Origin of the sequence: Secundilactobacillus mixtipabuli, from assembly GCF_002217925.1 — a bacterium.
Taxonomy (GTDB): domain Bacteria; phylum Bacillota; class Bacilli; order Lactobacillales; family Lactobacillaceae; genus Secundilactobacillus; species Secundilactobacillus mixtipabuli.
In genome coordinates this window covers 63,876-86,161 of sequence record NZ_BCMF01000010.1, presented here as the reverse complement: position 1 = coordinate 86,161, position 22,286 = coordinate 63,876, and the positions used below count along the sequence as shown (strand labels likewise).

Genomic DNA, 22,286 nt, shown 5'->3' with positions numbered 1-22,286 from the left:
TTAAACGCTCTTATGCGTATGATTACGCTTGACCTGACTCACTTTCAGTATTCCGCAAATAATACCCAACACCGCGACGAGTGACTAACCACGTTGGGTGACTGGGATTATCCTCAATCTTTTCGCGAAGCCGACGGACAGTCACATCGACCGTTCGGACATCACCAAAATAATCGTAACCCCAGACCGTTTGCAGTAAGTGCTCACGCGTCATTACTTGACCGATATGTTGCGCTAAGTAGTGCAACAGTTCAAATTCACGGTGAGTTAATTCAATATTTTGACCCCGCTTAGTAACGGAGTAAGCATCTGGATGAATGACCAAATCGCCAATTTCAATGTCTTTGTTTTCCTCTTCTTCTGGCTGAGCAGCGTTAACCGTATTTTGGCGACGCAAATTAGCCTTAACACGAGCCACTAGTTCACGGTTTGAAAATGGCTTAGTCACATAGTCATCCGCACCAAGTTCCAAGCCCAGAACTTTATCCAGTTCAGAATCCTTAGCCGTGACCATAATAATCGGCATGTCATGCTTCATCCGTACCTGGCGGGCAACTTCCAGCCCGTCGATCTTAGGTAACATCAAGTCTAAGATAATCAAATCTGGATTAACTTCTTCAACTTGTTTAAGGGCTTCTTCACCATCATGGGCAACAACCACTTCGTAGCCCTCTTTAGTTAGGTTAAATTTAACAATATCAGTAATTGGTTTTTCATCATCGACAACGAGAATAACTTTTTTCATCTGAACATGTCCTCCTTCAGATAACGATTCGTTCAAGTATTATAGTTTTAAGTTAGGTGCTTTTCGGTCATTCCTGCGCAGTAGCACGGGCCACACAGGATCTTACAAGTAGGTGGCAGGTACATTTAAAATAATACCTGCACAAGGTTTATTATATCACAGTATTTTACATTACGCGAAATGGCCAAATCTAGCGCGTATCAAAGGTTTATCGCGTAAAAAGATTAAATGCTTGTATAATACAATTATTTAATCTTGATCAGCCTATTTTGTCCATCTTATTCATTAATTTAAATATTCTGCCACTTTTTTTCAAAAAATAGTTGCCAATCACTTTTTATCATGATATATTAGTAAACGTTGATTAAGACAGGTGCTTAATCGCAAGGCTTTAAACAAGCTGTAATGGGCAGTTAGCTCAGCTGGCAGAGCAACGGACTCTTAATCCGTGGGTCCAGGGTTCGATCCCCTGACTGCCCATATTACGCAACAAACCATTAATCAGTTTTCACGCTGTGCTTGACACCGTGGATGCTGATTTTTTTGTGTCTTTAAACTAAACGCCCAAGTGCCTTCGCACTTGGGCGTTTTCACTGGTCACTATTTAAATCGACGTCCTAAAATATCCAAACTATACAGTTTGCCATCCATATCAGCCACGTCTGGTAAATGTCCCCAGGTTTCGAAACCATTTTTCTTAAAGAGGCCAATGCTAGGCATATTATGGTGGAAAATAAATGCCACCAGTGTATCAATATCCAACTCTTTTAACTGTGAGAAAACGTACGTTAACGTCTTTTGTCCCAGTCCATGGTGGCGATAGTTCTCATCAATATAAATACTGATCTCAGTGGTGTGTACGTAAGCTGGCCGGCCATAAAACGACTCTAGGCTCACCCAGCCGGCAATGGTGCCATTATCCTTCATCACCCAAATTGGGCGCGAATGCGGGTCAAATTGGTCAAACCACGCCTGCTTAGAAGCAACGGATACGGGTTCTAAATCCGCCGTCGCCTGTCGGCTTGGAATAATCTGATTATAAATTGCGGTAATGGTTGGTAGATCAGCTTCAGTTGCGTATTCAAAGTTAATACTCATCGGTCAATGCTCGCTTTCAAAATTTCTATGAATAGCATACGCCTTTCTAGTCATCCATACCACTTCACACCATGATGTTATTTAACTGGTGAATCTGCAATCGTGATGACGATCTTACCATGCGCATGATGAGACTCACTGCGGATATGCGCCGCGCGAAGGCCAGCCGTTGTTAACGGATATTCACTATCAATGATCACCTTGACCTTCCCCGTAGCCACTAACTCAGCCACTGCTGCTGTATCCTGACCATTAGGATGCATCCGCCAGTGTCTAGCTGAAGGATGCCCGTTTTGCTGTGTAAATGACGGTTGCCCAGCAATGCTAATAAGCCGTCCTGTTGGCTTCAAGATCTTTAGGCCATTATCAATATCATCCATCGTGTCAAACACCCCGTCGTAGTCATGCAAAACGTCAGTATACTTAGTTTGATGGTAATCAATCACCTCATCAGCCCCCAGGGAACGTAGTAAAGCATGATTTTCCGTACTGGCAGTCGTTGCCACATAGGCTCCTCTAGCTTTGGCAATCTGAATGGCAAACAAGCCAACACCACCGGCACCACCTTGAACAAGCACTTTATCACCTTTACCAACGGCTAATTGTTGGACGATCACTTGATAGGCAATCGTTCCAGCCAACGGAATGGCAGCACCCTCTTCAAACGAAATAGTCGCTGGTTTTAAGGCTAACTTGTCTTCTCTAACCGCTACATACTCCGCATACGTCCCACGGTTGTCCGGTCTAGCAATGACAGCATCACCGACTTTAAACCGATGAACGTTTGAGCCTACTTCAGCAATCACACCAGAAACGTCCATCCCTAGCAATAACGGAAAACCCCAACCTGCTCGCGTCCCGTTTCGGGTACGCCAATCAATGGGATTGACACTAGTCGCGACCATTTTTACTAGTACTTCGTCTGAATCAATGCGTGGTACTGGGATCTCTGCTTCGTGAAGTTCTTGAGCATCCCCAAAACGGTCAATTACAATTGCCTTCATTATTTTCAGCCCTCTTTCGTAAAATCCTGTGGTTTAATTTTGCGCACAATATAGGCTGATTAGCGCAGAAAAGCAAGCATTTCAAACCGCAATTTGAACGCACTAAAAAAACGCTGATATCCCCAAATCATGGGCTGATATCAGCGTTTTTTTGATATGTGTGAATGGTGCTATGTGTATTGCTTAGAAGCAATTTTAAAATTTTTTCTACTATATATTATGTGTTTAGTTATGTGTCTGCAATTAAACTTTAACTTGTTGGCCGATGGCTTCCTTGATGGCATTCCCTAACCGCTCGATTCCGGTGACGATCTTGTCATCTTGCATATTGGAATAGTTTAAACGGAATGTGCCAGGAATAACTTTGTCGGCGTAGAATGGTTCGCCGGGAACAAAGGCTACATTATGGTCAGTGCAAGTGTTGAAGAGTGTTTGCGTATCCACGCCGGGAACTTCGACCCAGATGAACAGGCCGCCTTCTGGATGACTGCAATGGGCATCCTTTGGGAAATACTTCTTGATGGCGTCCATCATAATGCCTTCACGGCGACGGTAAACGTCTCGAATTTTAGCGATGTGATCATCAATATTGTAATCGGACATGTACTTCGCAATAATATGCTGCGTTAAATTGTCGGAGTGCACATCAACCGTTTGTTTCATCAAAGTAAACTTCTTAACCAACGTTTTTTCAGCAACAATCCAGCCGATCCGTAGGCCTGGTGCTAAGATCTTTGAGAAGGTGCTCATGTAGATCACCCGTTCATCATGTTCGTAAGTTTTAACGGGTGACACATCCTTACCAGCAAATCGAATGGCACCGTACGGGTCGTCTTCCAGGATCATGACGTTGTACTTATCAGCAATTTCAATCATCTTTTGTCGGCGGTCTGCAGGCATCGTCCGGCCAGTTGGATTTTGAAAACTTGGAATCGTGTAAATGAATTTAGTATTTGGATTATCCTTAACCGCCTGTTCCAAAGCGTCCATCTTCATGCCGTCATCATCCATCGGAACCCCCACCATGTGAGCGCCGTAGCTGCGGAAAACATCCAGTGCGCAAAGATATGTTGGTTGTTCCACAATAACTGTGTCGCCAGGATTAACAAAAAGCTTAGCGGTTAAATCAATCGACTGCTGGGAACCAGTGGTAATCATAATGTTATCAATATCGCACTTAATACCTGAACGGTTCATCCGTTTAGCAATCTGCTCACGTAATGCTGGAAAACCAGCTGCAATACTATATTGTAAGGCCTGACGACCAGATTCATCATAGACTTCATTAGTCACTTTCTTTAAGTCTTCAACGGGGAATAATTCAGGTGCGGGTAATCCGCCTGCAAAGGAGATCACTTTAGGATCGCCAGCCACCTTTAAAATATTACCAACTGGATCAACGTTGCTTTCAGGTATATTGTCCGAAAATTGATATTTCATTATGCTTCCACCTCTGTTTGTTTTGGATCTGCCACGTTTTCTGTTGGCTTGTGATACTTACGCATCATTTCTGCCATGTGAACTTCTTCAACAACGAATTCGTGAACCCGGCAAACGTAATCGTGTTCGCGGCCAATCTTAGCAATGTAGCCGTTAATGTAATCTACTTCAGTAGGACGGCCCTTTGAAAAGTCTTGATACATTGATGGATAGTGGTACTTGTAAGCTTGACTAACTGGAATAATAGAATCGATTTCTTCTTGACGAGATTCAATAAGACGAATGCCAGCACGTTCGCAAGCATCAAAGGCTTCGTTGAATAGCGTGGTTGCCATTCGGGTAACACCTTCATATTCAATAAATTGGCCCATTTGCATTTCATACATCGTACAAAGCGTGTTGGTAACGGCGTTGAAGACCACCTTTGACATGCACATGCCCTTCCATTCGTCCACCATCACTGGACCCATCTTAGCGGCTGTAAAGTCCTTGAAGATAGCTTGAGTTGTTTCATCGGCTGGTTTGTTGTTGTAAGGAGCCATATGCATCACTTCGCTATTTACGGGACCCATGAAATCAACGTTGGCTGGACCATCCATCCGGGTTGCAATCATCGCGGTACCACAAACGATGTGATCTGCTGGGAAGTACTTTTCAATCTTTTCAAAGTGGCCCATGCCGTTCATAGCTGAGAAGACGTATTGGTCATCATGGAAAATACCAGCTTTACTGTCGCGTTCAAGTTCTTCGGCTAATTGCATCTGCTTCTTAAAGATGATCCAAACATCTGGATGACCCTTGTATTCTTCTGGATAATACATGTTGATTGGAATGATCCGACGATTTTCATGGTCACGGGCAACTGAGACACCGCCCTGTTCACGAACCTTTTCAACGTTTGGTTCCCATGTATCGATAAAATCAACGTCGACACCAGCGTTTTCCTGAAGCATGACACCATACCGATAACCCATTGCACCTGCACCAATAATTCCGTATTTCATTACAACCACTCCTTCTAGATTTTTTGATTTTATCAGCTATACGACAACTAAAAAACGCCCTTTGGTCAAAGACCAAAGGGCGTTTAGTAACGCGGTACCACCTTAATTCAAATTACCGTTTGAAGTAATTCCTCAACACGCACGGCAACTAATAGTTGCGATACGCTGCACGATAATGGGTGCCACCAGTTCGCCTCGAGAAGCGAACCCGTCGAACACGATCTTTCAAGTCACAGTCCTAATACCGTCTCACCAAACCGGTACTCTCTTCATAAGGCTATGACCCTAATCCATCGGGTCAAATCTTGTTGTCGTATTTGATTTGTTGCAAGTAGTGTATCCCTGAACATGAGAAAATGTCAATCTTTTTTAATAAATTAATTTTAAGCGGAAGGTTTTCATAATGGTATAAGTATTGTTATATCAATATTTATTACCATAAAAATTTTTTTGAACTTTTGGCGAAAAAGATCGCTTAAGCGTCTCTCACCAAAATAACATAACCAAGAATTCAAATGACGGTTTGCCCTTTAACTAATAAATTAATTTACCTAATAACCGTTTCAACTCATTTTTCTCGTTATCTGTTAGCTGTGATACCAGTGTATCGGATGAATGCTGCTCAAAGGCATGTAATTCCGGATAAACGTCGGCACCCTTTTTCGTCACGTAAACGCGCCGTAAACGTTTGTCATTGGCATCGTCTTCTAACCTCAGATAGCCACTGTCCACTAGTTTGCGGACCGTTCGAAAAGCGGTCGTTCGGTCAATCTGAACGGAATCAGCTAATTCCCCCAGAAACATCCCCGGCTTTTCATAACTGCGAATCACATAGATAAAGGCATTATTTGCTAACCCGAGTCGTCTAAACTCCGCATTAGTATTGATTTCAATCTTGCGTGTAATTGCCCCGATATCACGAATAATCTCAAACATCATAATCCTCCGTATGATCCATTTGACTCTAATCTACAGGAAGGTTATTGTATTTGCAATTAAATAGTGCTAAGATTTTGAAAGTAATTGCAAATGCAATGAATTGAAAATATCGTTAGGAGTGTCATTTATGTGGAAAACCAAATCATTTTCAGAATTATCAACCAAGGAACTATATGAACTTTATCATCTCCGGGTCGCAACATTTGTCGTGGCGCAAAAACGAATTTATCAAGAAGTGGATGAAAATGATTTAAAGGCACTGCACGTTTTTTATCAGGATGACCGTATTGTGGCTTATTCTCGAGTGTATAAAGAAGACGGTCATGTCACCTTTGGCCGAGTTGTTACGGATCCCGCCCACCGTGGCATTGGATTAGGTGATCAACTGATGACCAATGTTTTAACCGCGATTCGAACCCATTTCGGTCACCTACCCATTGAAATCGAAGCACAGGTTCAAGTTCAAGGCTTTTATGAAAAATATGGCTTTAAGACTGTTGGTGACCCCTTCATTTTCAATTCCACCCCTCACATCAAAATGGTCCACGAAGCACTCAAGGTATAACCGTTCCAATCTTTAGCACCAGTGGACGGGGGCAGTACAAACACAAGAATTGTGATTTCAATGAATAATCATACATAGTTTAGGAGGAAGGCGAATGTCAGCCTTTTTTATCTTTGTTTTTGTGATGTCTTTTACGCCTGGCCCAAATACGATGATGGCAATGGTTTCCGGCCAGCAACGCGGGTTTCACGCCAGTTTGCGTCTTAATCTTGGTATGTTATTCGGAATGGGATTCATGGGTTTAATGGGTGCCTTATTTGCGCATTGGTTACAATCCACACCCACTTTTCTAACCGCCATGAAAATCATTGGCAGTGCTTATCTCTTGTACCTTGCTTACCATATTTTAATCAGCCGTCCTGGAGAAACAAACAATTCCACCGGTGATTTTCGCACTGGTATGTTACTTCAGCTAACGAATATTAAAGGCTATCTGTATTTTATAACGGGTCTTGGCGCGTTCAGCTTGTCTGGCATTTTAAATAACATACCCATTAAATGGCTGCTGATGGTCCTAATTGGCAGTTTTGGAACCCTCGCTTGGACTGTCTGCGGTCAAATGATGAGTCGTTTCTATACGCGTTACTACCGAGGGTTCAACACAATCATCACACTATTATTGATGTTTGCAGCATTCGATCTTTGGCGTTAACTACGATCAGTAATGTTTCACGTGAAACATTACGCAGGAAAAAAGCTTAGTTCTAAACCCTTTGATGGTTTCAGAACTAAGCTTTTTCATTACTCTATATCAAGCGACCCATACGTCACACCAAGTCGGTCAGCAATTCCAGTCACTTCTGCAAGTGTCTTATCATCAATAACCATACCATTTTGTTTGCGGTCTTCATACGCGAGTGCTTCCTTGTCACCAGCGACATAAATCGTTTTGCCAGGAATCGCAGGTAATTCACGAATTTGCTGTAAATAATCGGAGAAACGCTGAACAATTTGATCCACGTCCCCAAAAATTGCCGGATCGATGGCAATGAAGCTCTGACATGGGCCCACTTTTAGATCTTCAGGTGTTATCTCAGTTGACGTGTTTCCCAGAGATAAGATTGACGTGAACACTTCAACGATAATACCTAAGCCAAACCCTTTATGACTCCCAGTTTCTTCAGTCACGCCTCCCAATGGCGTTAGACCGACATTGGACAGTGGATCACGTAAAGCATCCAAGTCCTTAGTATCATTGTGATCATTAATCTCTTGATTGCCATCTTTAGCGACCCATAGCGCTGGTAAATCTTTTTCCAACTTACGGTAAACCTCAATTTTTCCTTGAGGAACCGTCGTGGTAGCTGCATCATAGATAAAATTATGCGGTTTAGCCGGCATAGCAAAGGCAATCGGATTAGTACCAACAAATGCCTGCGTTGCGTGGGTCGGCAGCATTGCTGGACGCGAATTAGTCGATGAAAGGCCAATTAAACCTTGATCAGCTGCCATATTAGCATAGTAACCCGCAATCCCATAGTGACCGGAACGCTTGGTTGTCACGATGCCGACACCATGCTTCTTCGCCTTTTGAATGGCAATATTCATACTGTAAATGCCGTTTAATTGACCTAAGCCAAAATTAGCGTCAACAACCGCACTGACATCTGTTTCCTTCACAATTTCTGGTTGACTTTTAACTCGAATCTTACCGTTTTGAATAAAGTGGTCATACATCACCATCCGTTGAACACCGTGTGAGGCAATCCCATGTAAATCAGTATAGATCAGTGTTTCAGCTACTTCTGCGCTCTGCTTTTCCGTAAAACCATAGGCTTTGTAGATCTTATGTACCAGTGCTTTGACTTTATCACTATCATATCTTTTAACCATTTTAAGCACTCCTTAAGTATTATTTGTTATGAGGGAAAAATGAGACTTAGGCGTTTTTTATTATCTTCTTATTAGTATCGACTTGCAACCACATTTCTTATTGAAAATATTAGTAATAGTCAAGTTTCCACTAGTATGAAATGCATTTTTATAATATAATCAAAATTTTATGCATACTTAATTCTGCTTCACACTTTACCATTTCATAACGATTCCTTTAGAAAGTAGCATGAAAAACTTCATATTTTCATCATATTTATTGCGTATCATTTAACCATAGTCAATTAAATCTTAATTGGCTTCCCTTTTAAACTAGATAACATTTTTTCGATTTTTCCTCCTCCCCTAAATCAGGACAAACCTATTCATAAAACGTTATCGATCCCCTTTGAACCTCATCACAACCCCTAATGTGATGAGGTTCTTTTTGTGCGGTGGCTCTTTTAACTCACCACTTAGTGGAACCTCATTCTCCACAATCTCAATCGACAAAAAAACCGACCACTTAATGGTGGTCGGATCATTTAATTGCAATAGAAAAGGCAGGCCCGCCGACCTTCGGAACGCACGAATGCGCCGATCTTTGGAATCCCGCCATGGTTTGGCACCGTTTGATAGTATCGCATGGATGGTGAGGTGTGTCAAGGTTGTTGGCTGTTATCTAGCCTAATCGGGCTACAACAAGGCAAAAACTGGAGCATAAGGGCACCTCGGCACAAATCCAAGTTCGGGATTTATGCCTAAGTGCCCTTATGCTCCAGTTTCTAAACGCCTTGTTTCCGCACCTTACACCTTACTTATTTGGTTCCGCCCCATACGCTATCGAGGAGAACTTATTATACGACTTCACAAACAGCAATTTTACCGTTCCTCGTGGACCTGAACGGTTCTTTTCAATAATGACTTCAACTTCGCCAACGTTTTGGTCGTCGTCACTGCCACCGCCATCACCGCTGTCATTGTCATCTTCATCCCGTTCATAGTAGTCATCACGATACAGGAATGACACGATATCGGCATCTTGTTCAATTGAACCAGACTCACGAATATCCGACAAAACCGGCCGCTTATCCTGACGCTGTTCCACACCACGAGATAGTTGTGATAACGCAATAACTGGCACGTGCAGTTCCTTGGCCAATTTTTTAAGTTGCCGTGAAATGGCAGAAACTTCTTGTTGCCGGTTTTCAGCACCAGTACTTTCAACCAGTTGTAAATAATCAACCACAACTAAGCCTAAATTACCGTTTTGTTCCTTATCTAACCGACGGCATTTAGCCCGAATCTCCGACATTTTAATCCCGGCCGTATCATCGATGAAGATCTTAGCCTTTGACAAGCTCCCCATTGCAACAATCAGGTTCTGCCATTCGCCCTCTTCAAGCTGACCCGTCCGCAAATGATTGGCATTAATACTGCCTTCCGCACACAGCATCCGGTTAACTAAAGATTCAGCACTCATTTCAAGACTAAAGATGGCTACCGTTTTATCCGTTTTTGTCCCTACATTTTGCGCGATATTGAGGGCGAATGCCGTTTTACCAACGGCAGGACGCGCGGCTAAAATCATCAACTCGTCGTCATGAAGCCCCGTTGTCATTTTATCTAAATCAGGATAACCAGTGGACAATCCCGTTACCGTATCACCTTGTTGTGATAGCCGGTCAATCTCTTCAAACGTGGAATTCAGCACATCCTTGATGGCTTTAAAACCAGCTCGATTGCGTGATTCGTTGACATTCATAATGGCTTGCTCGGCCTGATCCAGTATGTCAGCCACTGGTTCGTCTTCAGAATAGCCATCCGTGACGATCTTAGTAGCCGTTTGAATCAACCGCCGTAAAATGGCCTTCTGAGCAACGATTTTGGCATAGTAGCCCACGTTAGCAGCCGTTGGAACAGCCGCCGCTAATTCAGCAATATAAGGCATACCACCGATATCTTCAAGCTGGTTAAGCCGCTTGAGTTCATCTGAGACCGTTACCACATCAATGGCTTCATCACGATCGTTTAAATTAACCATTGTCTGGAAAATCAACCCATGCGCACGACGATAGAAATCATCCGCGGTAAGTTGTTCCATTGCGTCGACTAGGGCATCGCCGTTTAAAAAGATGGCCCCAAGCACCGCTTTTTCTGCCTCAATATTTTGAGGTGGCGTTTGATCTCTCAACCCTTCACTCATTATTAATTACCCCTTGCTATGATAAACGAAAGGGTCGGGGCAAACTGACTTTGCCGACGACCCTTAGAAAATGGACTTCAAATTACTTTTCTGAGATATGAACCCGAATTCGGCCAGTCACATCTTGATGTAATTTAACGGGCACGTTCACAAAGCCCATCACTTTAATCGGTTCGCGTAATTCAATCTTTCGCTTATCCAATTTGATGCCATACTGCTTTTCCAATGCCTGTGCGATCTGCTTACTTGGAATCGACCCAAACAGCCGACCGTCAGTACCTGCTTTTGCCGCTAATTGAACGATTGTTTTATCGTCTTCCAAAACCTTCTTAACGGCTTCGGCTTCCTGACGTTCTTCTTCTTCGCGCTTAGCTTCAGCTTTTTGCTGACCCTTAAGCTGACTGATTGCATTAGCCGTTGCAGCCTTTGCCTTCCCTTGCTTGATTAAAAAGTTTTGGGCATAGCCATCTGGAACGTTCTTAATTTCGCCGCGCTTACCTTTGCCGCGAACATCTTGCAAAAAAATAACTTTCACAACAAGTCCTCCTTATCCGACACAACGGCCAACGCCGATATGTCGAGACTTTCTCGATCCCATTTTGGGAGCTTTCATTTAATAACTTTACCATAAATCGAGCCCTGTTTAAATAACCCCAGCAACGCGATTCGGTAAAGTTAAATAACCGTTTTTTATGACGCAGATGCTGGCTGATCATCCGTTTGTGCCTTTAAAATAGCAACCAGCTGTTCCTTTACTTCCGTAACCGTGCTGTCAGCGATTTGAGTTGCACCACTCGATAAGTGACCGCCGCCACCCATCTTTTCCATGATGACCTGAACGTTAATTTCACCCATGCTTCGAGCAGAAATCCCAATTCGGCCATCTTCGCGCTTAGTAATGACAAATGAGGCATCCACACCGGACATATTAAGCAGATCATCCGCTGCTTGAGCAGCCGTCACAGAATCATAAACTTCATCTTCTTCACCGGCAATCACCGCCATGTCCTCGTTCACAAACGTCACGAGTTCAATCAAGTGATTCCGTTGCAGATAACTATCCACGTTTTCCTTCATAAACTGCTGCATTTGAACCGAATCGGCACCAGCTGAACGTAAGTAGCTAGCGGCGTCAAAGGTCCGTGAACCCGTTCTCAGGGAGAATGACTTGGTATCAATAAAGATCCCGGTCAGCATCGCTGTCGCTTCAATCTTATTGATTGGTTCGCTTTCTTGTGATTGATATTCAAACATCTCGGTAATCAGCTCACAAGTTGAGCTAGCATATGGTTCAATGTAAACCAGCATTGGATTTTCAGGGAATTCCTCGCCCCGACGGTGATGATCAATAATCATGACCCGGTTTTCAAGTTGGTGATAAAGTTCAGGTGAAATCGATAACGATGGCTTAGAGTGATCCACCATGACTAACAGACTCTGTTTCGTCATCTTAGCCAAAGCTTCGTCAGGCGTAATAATCGCATCATTAATTTCAGGGTAGTCTTTGAGCGAATTCAATAGGCGCTGCACGTCACTATGAACATCGTTACGATCCAAAATGATATAGCAGACCTTCTGGTTCATCTGAGCGATCCGCCGAATCCCCATACAAGCGCCAATTGAGTCCATATCGGGCTGGTGATGTCCCTGGACGAAGATTGCATCAGACTGATTCATTAACTCCTGTAGGGCCTGTGAAATCATCCGTGCACGGACCCGCGTCCGCTTCTCCATTGGGTTGGTCTTGCCACCATAGAAACGGGCCTCTTCATCCTGAGCCCGCACAACGACTTGGTCACCACCACGGCCGAGGGCCAGATCAAGGTTGCTCTGAGCCTGATCCGCCAACTTAGTCAAATCAGCGCCACCATAAGCAATCCCAATACTAAGCGTTAACGGGAAGTTTTGTTTAGACGTACTTTCACGGATGGTATCCAAAATACTGAATTTATCGTTTTCCACCGCTCTCATCGCTTGCGCATACATGAAAACCAGGTAGTGATCATCATCCAGCCGCTTCAGGTACATCCCAAAATGCTGAGCCTAAACAGAGAGTTCGTTCGTCACGTAATTTCTCAAATTAGATATTTCTTGATCAGTCATTGACTGCGTCACTTCATCGTAGTTATCCAGGAAAACCTGACCAATCGCGATTCGTTCGTTTTCGTAGCGCTGCTCAATTTGAGTAAAGTGAGTGACTTCAATCATGTAAACCGCGCGGAAATCTTTTTGAACTAAAAACGAGAATTGGCGGTCTCGCCAAGTAACCGTCTGCGGCTGCTCATCATCTACATGTGCTTGAATTAAATTTTCCAGCTCCGGATCGACATCGCTCATCCGTTTACTCAACACAGTTTCGTCACCAAAGTATTGCTGTAAGTAAGGGTTGACCCACTCAATGGCGTCATTATCGCCAAAAATCATGACCCCAACTGGCATATCGATCAATGCCTCTTGTTCGCCACGATTAATCCGAAATGACAGGTCAGCAATATACCGGTTCATATCAGCACTAATCTCATTCATGGTATTAAAAGCAAACACTAAGCTAGTCACGACTGCCACTAATGCGAGTAACCCTAAAACCCATGAAAATAAAAAGGCCAGAACAATTCCTGCAACTGATAACGCGATCATGAATAATGCCAGACCGCGAAGACGTCTATTCCTTAAAAACTCAGGTAAATTCGTTCTTGAAAATAAACCGTTCATCTTCAGACTCCCCTGCTTTGTCGATGATAATAGTAGTTACATTTTAGCACAAATGAAACCAAGTTGTGACGACTACTCCTGCTAAGTTATTTTAGTTGTGTCGTCATCCCATATCAGGATAGCGGAACATTAAAAATTAATGGTCTCATAAAAATTTAACTTACGAAGACGACTTTTTTCTGGTAATGTAACCCATTGTGCAAAAAAGTTTTCTGAAAGCGAGGAATTTATTCAATGGAACAACAAGCAACAATGGCCTCTTCTCGGCCACGAGTTACCATCAAGCACCCAGCACTAGCCATGGTTAGTATGCTGATTGGTGCCTTTGTTGGTATGTTTAGTGAAACGTCGTTAAATATTGCATTACCAAGTCTGATGGCTAGCTTAGGGATTACCACCGCAACCGCACAATGGTTAGTGACTGGCTACATGTTAGTCATTGGGGTCGTACTGCCGCTTAACAGTTTAATTACCAAGTGGTTCACCACTCGGCAAGTCGTTATTTTTGGTCTATCAGATTTTCTTGTAGGTGCCATTATTGCAGCATTAGCACCAAGTTTTCCAATTTTATTATTCGGACGAATGATTCAAGGTATCGCTACTGGTTTGATCCTACCGTTAATGTTTACGGTTGCCATGCAGGTCTTCTCACCAGCTAAAATTGGGGCCGCTATGGGTGCCTGCGCCATGGTTATCATGTTTGCGCCAGCCATTGGCCCTACTTTGACCGGTTTGATCTTAGCTAAGCTTTCTTGGCACTGGATCTTCTGGGCATTTGTACCCTTCTTAGTCATTGCTCTGATCTTCGCTTTGACTTCACTAGAAAATGTCGGTCAATTAACGAAACCTAAAATTGATATCTTATCTATTTTGACCAGTGTTATTGGTTTTGCCAGTGTTGTTACCGCAGTCAGCTTCGCCAGTTCACACGGCTGGGGTTCACCACTTGTCTTAGGCTTATTATTGCTCGGTATCGTCGTATTAGCAGCTTACACTTACCGTCAAGTTCACATTGCCACACCCATCTTAAACTTGAAGATTTTTGCTAATCCGGCATTTCGTGCTGGTGCTTTAATGGTGATGTTAGATTTCGGGATTATTCTTTCTGCCATGTATATTTTACCAATGTATATGCAAAAAGGATTGTTACTGCCCGTTGCCATGACCGGTATTATCATGCTACCAGGTGGGATTGTGAATGCCTTAGTTTCCGCCGTTTCAGGTCGCTTATTTGATAACTTCGGTGCTAAATGGCTAACTCGATTAGGCTTCCTCATTGCTATTATTGGTAGCATCATGCTATTAACGACCAGTACTCACACTGCTGTGATGTTCGTCATTGCCGCACACGTCATCTTAATGATTGGTTGTCCTTTAGCAATGTCACCAGCTCAAACCCATGCCCTTAATGCCTTAGCAGGACCGACATCCGGCGATGGTAGTACGATCATGAATACCATGCAGCAGATTGTCGGCGCTATCTCAACAGCTTTAGCCACTAGCCTCCTGGGTATCGGTCAAGCTGCGAGTCATGCGAGTGCTCAGGGTGCCTTTACAGCTGGTATCCATGTGGCGGTCTACTTGCCACTCATCTTGTCGCTTATCGCATTAATTATCGCGTTTACGACACGCTCATTTAAAACGGAACACTAAATAGTTAAACTCATTGAAAAACGCCTCCGCAGGATCTCTGCGAAGGCGTTTTTGTGTTGTCTTTAATTTATTGACTAATCATTCTCATGTTTCCGACGTGCGAGACCAAACCAGCCAAGGATGCTTAGAAGTAAAGCACCAATAAGGGACGGCTTAAAGGATGCCCGCTCGTTTGTTTGAGGCAAGCGAGGAGCCGTTTGTTGTGCTTCTGTTGATTGTCGCTGACTATCATTTTGACTTAATTCAGGCTGAGAAGCTAAAGCATGCTCCCCCTGCGTATCCTCAACTTCACGCGTTACAGAATGGGCCTTACCCACCGTCTCAGGTCGGCCATTAGCGTGACCACGATCATCCGCTGATTGAGTCACCGTTTCAGGTTTCTTATTGGGTGTTGTAACTGCCCCGCCCTTATCGGTTGAAGAATTAGGCTTAGTCGTGGGATTAGGCTTCGTAGGTGTGGTTGGCGCAGTTGGTGTAATTGGTGAAGTTGGCGTGGTTGGTGTAATTGGTGAAGTTGGCGTGGTTGGCGGCGTAGTAGTCGATCCACCAGTAGTTGAACTTCCTTTTTGCTCCAGAATAACGATCAAATCATTTGTCCCGTAACTGGCAGAACCAGCCGAGCTAAATTTAAAAGTAACTTGAGCTGGCATTGTCTCTCCATTTGGAATAGTGAGAGTATCTGTATGCCAATCATAAGCCCATTGTTTACCAGTACTATCAACAAATGTTAAAACTTCAGGTAGTGTGATACCAATTTGGTTTCCAATGGCCTTACCAATGTTTTCAATCTGAGTCGCTGTTGCAGCAGCATGCACAATAACTTGGGCTTTTTGATTACTCAAGAAGTCAGCTGATTTATTCCCAGAGTTATTGATAACCTTACTAATTTCATTCTGGGCAAACGCGTTAGTAGCTATTGTTTGATTAATGCCTGAATCTGCTTTATCCAGCACTAACTCGCCAATTTGATTATTTAAAAAGGCGTTTTCACCGATTGCATATATACTACCAGGGATGGTAAATGTATCGTGAATTTGATTATTTGCAAAAGCATTGTTGTCAATTGTTTGGAGATTATTGTCTAGTGTCAGGCTAGTAATCCCGTTATTCATAAAGGCGCTATCACTAATATTAGTAACTGCATTTGGAATTACTAAATGAGTAAGTTTGTTATTCGCAAAAGTATCAGCATTAATTTTTGTTATCTTATTGCTTAAATCCACTGTAGGAATTTCATTATTCATAAAAGCATAGGCACCCAGTTCAGTTACTGAATCAGGAATTGTCAATGCATGACTAATCTTATTATTTAAAAAGGCATTGGTTCCGATTGTTTGAACATTAGTACCTAGCTTTAATGTATCAATTTGATTATTTGCAAAAGCGTCATCGCCAATATAAATCACCGCATTAGGGATATCGACTGTACCGGTGATCCTATTACTCGTAAAAGCATTAGTTCCAATTCTTTGAACATTAGCACCTAGCGTTAACGCCCCAATCTGATTATTCGCAAAGGCGTTGTCACCAATACCTGTCACCTTATCAGGAATTGTAATCATATCAGTAATTTTATTATTTGAGAATGCACCCGTCCCAATAGATAGAAGATTGCTATCTAAAGACACTTTTGTTAACTGATTGCCTGCAAATGCCTGATCACCAATACTCGTTACGGTGTTTGGCAACGTTAGTGTTGTTAATGCATCTGATTCAAATGCAGATGTCCCAATTTGTGTTAATGCGGCACCCAAATTAATTGTCGTTAATAATTGATTATTTTGAAAAGCATCGTCATTAATAATGCCAACTTGATCCGGTACAGTCAATGTCGTTAGTCGATTGTTTTCAAACGCACCTTTACCGATTAATGTCACGCCTGTTCCTAAATCAAGACTAGTAATCAAGTTGTTAGCAAACGTTCCGTCACCTGTGAACCAAGTGTTATTGCCCATCACAACACCGGTAATTTTATTATTCGCAAATGCATTATCACCAATATTGACTTGAAAAGGCATTTTAACGGTACCTGAAATTTGATTATTGGCAAAAGCCCCTGCACCAATACTATTCACTGAATCAGGCATCTTGACTGCGGTAATTTTGTTATTTGCAAACGCACCTGCACCAATCGATTTCACTGTATCAGGAATCACAATATTGCCACTAATGCCGGCGCCATTAAACGCATTATCAGCAATTGCTGTAACGGTATTCCCGTTATACGTATCCGGTAAAGTAATATCTACAGCAGATACCGCTGCAGGTGTAGAACCACCCGCAAGGTATTTTTGTAAATCACCTGTATACCCTGTAATGGTGTATGTCGAACTATCCGTGTTTTGACTGTAAGTGTAGTCGGTAAATTGGGTATAGGTGTTAACTCCCGTCTTTTCGTCGGCCACTGGTAACCAATAATTACCAGTTGTATCTTTGACGATATCCGCGGTTTGAGTGCCGGTTTTTTCATCAGTTGCTTTAGTCGCAGGCGATGAACTTGTTTCCTTTGGCTTGCTTGAAGCATCAAGATTCAGTAAATGACCATTGACATCAGTAGCTGGCTTGTTTGCACTAGACTGACTCGAATCATCTGTACTTGGTGAACTCGAACTATCCACACTAGACTGATCAGAAGACGCAGATGATGCGTTCGCTGAGCTACTCGATTGATTTCTAGAAGCAGTGGTACTACTATCTGCTTTTGACACTGAGGTATCATTACTGCTCGACTTTGTTGATGCCTCTGCGGATGATTGCGAAGTCTCTTTTGAACCAGAATTTGCAGAACTTTCAGAACTTACAGAAATAGTAGTCGCACTGCTAGCATCGGTTTCTTGAGTTGCTGATGCCTGGACACCAGTCACCGTCATACTGAAAGTAAATCCTGTTAACAGCGTGACGGTGACTATTCCCATACGTACCCAGCACTTTTCATTATTAGACTCAAATTGGCGTAATTGCTCTGCCATTGGTTTACTAAATCGGTTAGTTATTCTCATATACTTGTGATACTCTCCCCATTTATTACGATAACTTTTACATTAACTAAACATTCTCTTAACTATACCACTTCTAAATTTGATTGACTCTCAGAATTAATTAAATCCACAAAAAAAGCGCTAACCAGCAAAACTGGTCAGCACTCTTTATTCACTATATTAGTCAGCAACAACGAATGGCATTAAGCCCATGATCCGTGCACGCTTGATAGCGATGGTTAACTTACGTTGGTTTTTGGCACTAGTACCAGTAACCCGACGTGGCAAAATCTTACCGCGTTCTGAAACGAAACGTTCCAATAAGTTAGTATCTTTGTAATCAATGTATTCGATGTGGTTTGCGGCGATGAAGTCGACTTTACGACGACGACGGCCACCTCTTCTTTGTTGAGCCATGATTTTCCCTCCAATTCAGTCCGCTTAGAACGGTAAATCATCATCCGAGATATCAATTGAATCACCATTGTTTGCAAATGGATCAGCTTGATTATCACCGTTATTCTGATTATTGTTAGCCGCTCCATTGGTGTTTGGATCACCAAACGGATTAGTGTTCTGAGGAGCATTGCCAGTGGGTGCATTATTGTTGCCGCTGTTATTGTTGTTCCCTGCATTATTATTCGCTGAACGCGGTTCTAATAAAGCAAAGTTTTCAACAACAACTTCGGTAACGTAGACCCGTTGACCTTGTTGATTTTCGTAGTTTCTGGTTTGAATTCGACCATCAATCCCTACTAACGCACCCTTATGAGTGAAATTAGCAAAGTTTTCAGCAGATTTCCGCCAAATAACACAGTTGATAAAGTCAGCTTCACGTTCGTTGTTTTGATTGGTAAATTGCCGATCAACAGCTAACGTAAAGTTTCCAACTGCCGCCCCGCTTGGGGTATACCGCAAATCAACATCTCTTGTCAAGCGTCCGGTAAGCACTGCCCGGTTGATCATACGACCCGCTCCTCTCAGTAGTTAAATGTCAAAAATTAGTCTTCGCGTTTTACGATCATGTGACGAAGAATATCGTCGTTGATCTTTGAAAGACGGTCGAATTCGTTCAAAGCTGCATCGTCGTTAGCGTTCAAGTTAACAATGTGGTAAACACCTTCATTGTAACCGCCAATTTCGTATGCGAAACGAAGCTTCTTCCAGTCTTTTGAATCGATTAAATCTGCACCATTATCAGTCAAAATCTTGTCAAAACGGTCAACCAATGCGGTCTTTGCTGCATCGTCAAGATCTGGACGAATGATGTAGGTAATTTCATACTTCATGAAATTTGCACCTCCTTATGGACTTCAGGCCCTCTTCATTGAGTTTTAAGAGAGCAAGGAGAGTTATCCGAATGGATTACTCACAGAATATTATTCTACCAAAGTTCACTCAAAAGTGCAATGTTATTTTACAATCAGCGTTTCAGCAGTTCGCTTCTCACCTCACCATTCAGCTGCTGAAGGCGCTTAAAATGAATTCAGTTTACGACTAACTCGACAAGAGATGGTGGTTATACTTTCTATCTACGCAAAAAGAACGGCACTGATTGGCCGTTCTTTTAAATTATTCTATTTACTTGTTGTCATCACTATCACTGGATGAATCATCGTCATCATCCGTTGCGCGATCGACTAAGCGATCCAATGAGGTATCACCATTACTTTCTGACTTCTCTGAATCGGCTTCAGCAGCATCATCTGGCGCTTCTTTTTCAACAACCGCCATCGTTGCGACTTTAGCATCATTATCCAAGCGAATCAAGTGAACACCTAACGTTGCCCGACCGGTTTGAGAGACATTTTCCACGCCAAACCGAATCATGACACCCTTATCAGTAATCAACATGATATCTTCTTCGCCAGTAACCGTAGTTAACCCAGCAAGCGGACCATTCTTTTCGGTGACGTTGATGGTCTTGATTCCTTTACCACCACGACCCTTAATCGCATATTCACTTGCAGGCGTTTGCTTCCCATAGCCCTTTTCAGAGATAACGAAGACGTTATCATTTGGTTCTAAAATAGCTGAACCAACGACGTAATCATCATCACGAAGACGGACACCACGAACACCGGTAGCTGAACGGCCCATTGAGCGCACATCGCTAGCTTTAAAGCTAACGGCGTAACCAGAATGAGTCCCAATGATCATGCATTGCTCGTCATCAATGATCGAGACGTTGATCAATTGGTCATCATCCTTCAAGCTCAACGCTTTCAGACCGTTACTGCGGATATTAGAGAATTCGCTGACTGGTGTACGCTTGACGGTACCATGCAAGGTGGTAAAGAACAGGTACTTTTCTTGGTCACCCGCGGCATCGGACACGTTGATCACGGCTTGAATCTTCTCACCGGCTTCAATGTTGAGCAGGTTAATCACTGGAATCCCCTTAGCGGAACGACCGTATTCGGGAATTTCGTAGCCCTTCATCCGGTAAACTTTCCCAGCGTTGGTGAAGAATAACAGCACATCATGGGTTGAAGTAGAAACTAAGTGTTCGATGAAGTCATCATCATGAATGCCCATACCTTGAACACCACGGCCACCACGATTTTGCGCCTTAAATTCTGACGTTGGTAATCGCTTGATGTAGCCATTGTGAGTCAGTGAAATCATGACGTTTTCTTCTTCAATCAAGTCTTCGTCTTCCAGACTCAACACTTCGCCAACCATCAATTCAGTCCGTCGTTCGTCACCAAACTTGTTTTGAATTTCTAGCAGCTCTTGGTAAATAATCTGGTTTTGCTTATCCTTACTTGCCAAAATTTCTTGGTATTCAGCAATGGATTTCTGCAATTCCGCATATTCTTTTTCAACCTTGTCACGTTCCAAACCGGTCAAACGAACCAGTCGCATATCCAAAATAGCTTGTGCTTGCTTTTCGGAAAGTGGATAACGACTAATCAATTCGTTTTTAGCAACTTCAGCCGTTTGTGAATGACGAATAATCGAAATAATTTCATCAATGTGATCAAGGGCAATTTGTAACCCTTCAAGAATGTGGGCCCGTGCTTTCGCCTTTTTCAGTTCAAACTCGGTCCGACGACGAATCACTTCGAGTTGATGAACCAAATAATACTGCAAAATTTCTTTTAAGCTCAAAATCTTTGGCGATCCGTTAACAATCGCTAGCATGTTGAACCCAAAAGAAGTTTGCATCATTGTCATTTTGTATAAGTTATTCAAAATAACTTCTGCACTGGCATCGCGGCGAACATCCACCACGATCCGCATCCCTTCACGGTCAGACTCATCGTTGACATCTGTAATGCCTTCGATTCGTTTGTCCCGTGCCAAATCAGCAATCCGCTCAATTAAACGCGCCTTGTTGACCATGTAAGGAATTTCAGTAGCGACAATCTTTTGCTTACCGCTCTTATCCTCTTCGATTTCGACCTTAGCCCGTAAAGTAATGGTTCCTTTACCTGTCTCATAAGCTTTCCGGATACCGGATTTGCCCATGACGACACCACCGGTTGGAAAATCTGGTCCTGGCAAGGCTTCCATCAAATCAGCAGTTGTCGCATCCGGATTCTTCATCAGGATATGCAGTGCGCTAATGACTTCCGCCAAATTATGCGGTGGAATATTAGTCGCCATCCCAACGGCGATCCCAGACGCCCCGTTAACCAGTAAGTTAGGAAAACGTGCTGGTAAAACGACAGGTTCTTTTTCAGTACCATCATAGTTTGGCTGGTAATCAATCGTATCTTTGTTGATATCACGCAGCATTTCCATGGCAACCTTGCTTAATTTAGCTTCGGTATAACGCATGGCCGCTGCACCATCACCATCGACTGACCCAAAGTTCCCATGACCGTCGACTAGCATGTAACGGTAACTGAAATCTTGCGCCATCCGAACCATGGCTTCATAAATGGCAGAGTCACCATGGGGGTGAAACTTCCCCATGACATCCCCAACGATTCTGGCAGATTTTTTGTACGGCTTATCAGGCGTAACCCCTAATTCACTCATCCCGTATAAGATGCGTCGGTGAACTGGTTTTAGGCCATCACGAACGTCTGGCAGCGCACGAGCGACAATAACACTCATGGCATAATCCAAAAATGAAGTCCGCATGGTTTTCGCTAAATCGACATCGGTGATGCGACTTG

Annotated in this window: 17 protein-coding genes, 1 tRNA gene and 1 pseudogene; 4 read left to right on the top strand and 15 right to left on the bottom strand. The window is 43.0% G+C overall.

Annotated features, from left to right (window positions below):
* Positions 1-22: 22 nt before the first annotated feature.
* A complete protein-coding gene (gene yycF / locus IWT5_RS10085; RefSeq protein WP_089109825.1) occupies positions 23-745 on the bottom strand; it encodes a response regulator YycF in 723 nt (240 codons plus the stop codon).
* A 407-nt stretch (positions 746-1,152) separates the two neighbouring features.
* Between yycF and IWT5_RS10080 the strand changes: the two genes are divergently transcribed.
* Positions 1,153-1,225, top strand: a tRNA-Lys gene (locus IWT5_RS10080).
* A 120-nt stretch (positions 1,226-1,345) separates the two neighbouring features.
* Here IWT5_RS10080 and IWT5_RS10075 read toward each other — a convergent pair.
* From IWT5_RS10075 to IWT5_RS10055, 5 genes are all read right to left on the bottom strand, one after another.
* The gene (locus IWT5_RS10075; RefSeq protein ID WP_089109824.1) at positions 1,346-1,843 is read right to left on the bottom strand and encodes a GNAT family N-acetyltransferase; all 498 of its coding nucleotides are present in this window, start codon (positions 1,841-1,843) and stop codon (positions 1,346-1,348) included.
* A 77-nt stretch (positions 1,844-1,920) separates the two neighbouring features.
* Positions 1,921-2,847, bottom strand: a complete 927-nt coding sequence (locus IWT5_RS10070; protein ID WP_089109823.1) for an NADP-dependent oxidoreductase — start codon at positions 2,845-2,847, stop codon at positions 1,921-1,923.
* A 243-nt stretch (positions 2,848-3,090) separates the two neighbouring features.
* Positions 3,091-4,287, bottom strand: coding sequence for an aminotransferase-like domain-containing protein (locus IWT5_RS10065; RefSeq protein WP_089109822.1), 1,197 nt, complete (start codon positions 4,285-4,287; stop codon positions 3,091-3,093).
* On the bottom strand, positions 4,287-5,291 hold the full coding sequence (locus IWT5_RS10060) for a ketopantoate reductase family protein (RefSeq protein WP_089109821.1): 1,005 nt from the start codon (positions 5,289-5,291) through the stop codon (positions 4,287-4,289). The genes IWT5_RS10065 and IWT5_RS10060 overlap by 1 nt, the downstream gene beginning before the upstream one ends.
* Positions 5,292-5,825: 534 nt before the next feature.
* Positions 5,826-6,227 carry a MarR family winged helix-turn-helix transcriptional regulator gene (locus IWT5_RS10055; RefSeq protein ID WP_089109820.1) on the bottom strand — a complete coding sequence of 134 codons (402 nt, stop codon included), beginning with the start codon at positions 6,225-6,227 and terminating at the stop codon, positions 5,826-5,828.
* A gap of 130 nt (positions 6,228-6,357) precedes the next feature.
* On the opposite strand from IWT5_RS10055, the gene IWT5_RS10050 reads away from it, so the two are divergent.
* A complete protein-coding gene (locus IWT5_RS10050; RefSeq protein WP_089109819.1) occupies positions 6,358-6,795 on the top strand; it encodes a GNAT family N-acetyltransferase in 438 nt (145 codons plus the stop codon).
* A gap of 94 nt (positions 6,796-6,889) precedes the next feature.
* On the top strand, positions 6,890-7,447 hold the full coding sequence (locus tag IWT5_RS10045) for a LysE family transporter (RefSeq protein ID WP_089109818.1): 558 nt from the start codon (positions 6,890-6,892) through the stop codon (positions 7,445-7,447).
* An 89-nt stretch (positions 7,448-7,536) separates the two neighbouring features.
* On the opposite strand, the gene IWT5_RS10040 is transcribed toward IWT5_RS10045, so the two are convergent.
* The 4 genes and pseudogenes from IWT5_RS10040 to IWT5_RS10025 form a co-directional block, all read right to left on the bottom strand.
* Positions 7,537-8,628 carry an Ldh family oxidoreductase gene (locus tag IWT5_RS10040; RefSeq protein WP_089109817.1) on the bottom strand — a complete coding sequence of 364 codons (1,092 nt, stop codon included), beginning with the start codon at positions 8,626-8,628 and terminating at the stop codon, positions 7,537-7,539.
* Between the two features lie 793 nt (positions 8,629-9,421).
* Entirely contained in the window at positions 9,422-10,813 is a 1,392-nt protein-coding gene (gene dnaB, locus IWT5_RS10035) for a replicative DNA helicase (RefSeq protein ID WP_089109816.1), read from the bottom strand.
* An 82-nt stretch (positions 10,814-10,895) separates the two neighbouring features.
* The gene (rplI, locus tag IWT5_RS10030; RefSeq protein ID WP_089109815.1) at positions 10,896-11,348 is read right to left on the bottom strand and encodes a 50S ribosomal protein L9; all 453 of its coding nucleotides are present in this window, start codon (positions 11,346-11,348) and stop codon (positions 10,896-10,898) included.
* A gap of 155 nt (positions 11,349-11,503) precedes the next feature.
* Positions 11,504-13,525, bottom strand: a pseudogene (locus IWT5_RS10025) (DHH family phosphoesterase).
* A 234-nt stretch (positions 13,526-13,759) separates the two neighbouring features.
* Between IWT5_RS10025 and IWT5_RS10020 the strand changes: the two are divergent.
* On the top strand, positions 13,760-15,178 hold the full coding sequence (locus tag IWT5_RS10020; RefSeq protein WP_089109814.1) for a DHA2 family efflux MFS transporter permease subunit: 1,419 nt from the start codon (positions 13,760-13,762) through the stop codon (positions 15,176-15,178).
* Between the two features lie 74 nt (positions 15,179-15,252).
* On the opposite strand, the gene IWT5_RS10015 is transcribed toward IWT5_RS10020, so the two are convergent.
* The 5 genes from IWT5_RS10015 to gyrA all read right to left on the bottom strand — a co-directional run bounded on the left by IWT5_RS10015 (position 15,253) and on the right by gyrA (position 22,251).
* The gene (locus tag IWT5_RS10015) at positions 15,253-18,147 is read right to left on the bottom strand and encodes a leucine-rich repeat protein (protein WP_159459319.1); all 2,895 of its coding nucleotides are present in this window, start codon (positions 18,145-18,147) and stop codon (positions 15,253-15,255) included.
* Positions 18,148-18,336: 189 nt separating this feature from the next.
* Positions 18,337-18,573, bottom strand: a complete 237-nt coding sequence (rpsR, locus tag IWT5_RS10010; RefSeq protein WP_054655617.1) for a 30S ribosomal protein S18 — start codon at positions 18,571-18,573, stop codon at positions 18,337-18,339.
* A 24-nt stretch (positions 18,574-18,597) separates the two neighbouring features.
* Positions 18,598-19,122, bottom strand: coding sequence for a single-stranded DNA-binding protein (gene ssb / locus IWT5_RS10005; protein WP_089109812.1), 525 nt, complete (start codon positions 19,120-19,122; stop codon positions 18,598-18,600).
* 35 nt (positions 19,123-19,157) lie between these two features.
* Positions 19,158-19,445 (bottom strand): 30S ribosomal protein S6, encoded by a 288-nt coding sequence (gene rpsF, locus IWT5_RS10000; RefSeq protein ID WP_089109811.1) that lies wholly within the window; start codon positions 19,443-19,445, stop codon positions 19,158-19,160.
* 292 nt (positions 19,446-19,737) lie between these two features.
* Positions 19,738-22,251, bottom strand: coding sequence for a DNA gyrase subunit A (gyrA, locus tag IWT5_RS09995; RefSeq protein WP_439959106.1), 2,514 nt, complete (start codon positions 22,249-22,251; stop codon positions 19,738-19,740).
* Positions 22,252-22,286 lie beyond the last annotated feature (35 nt).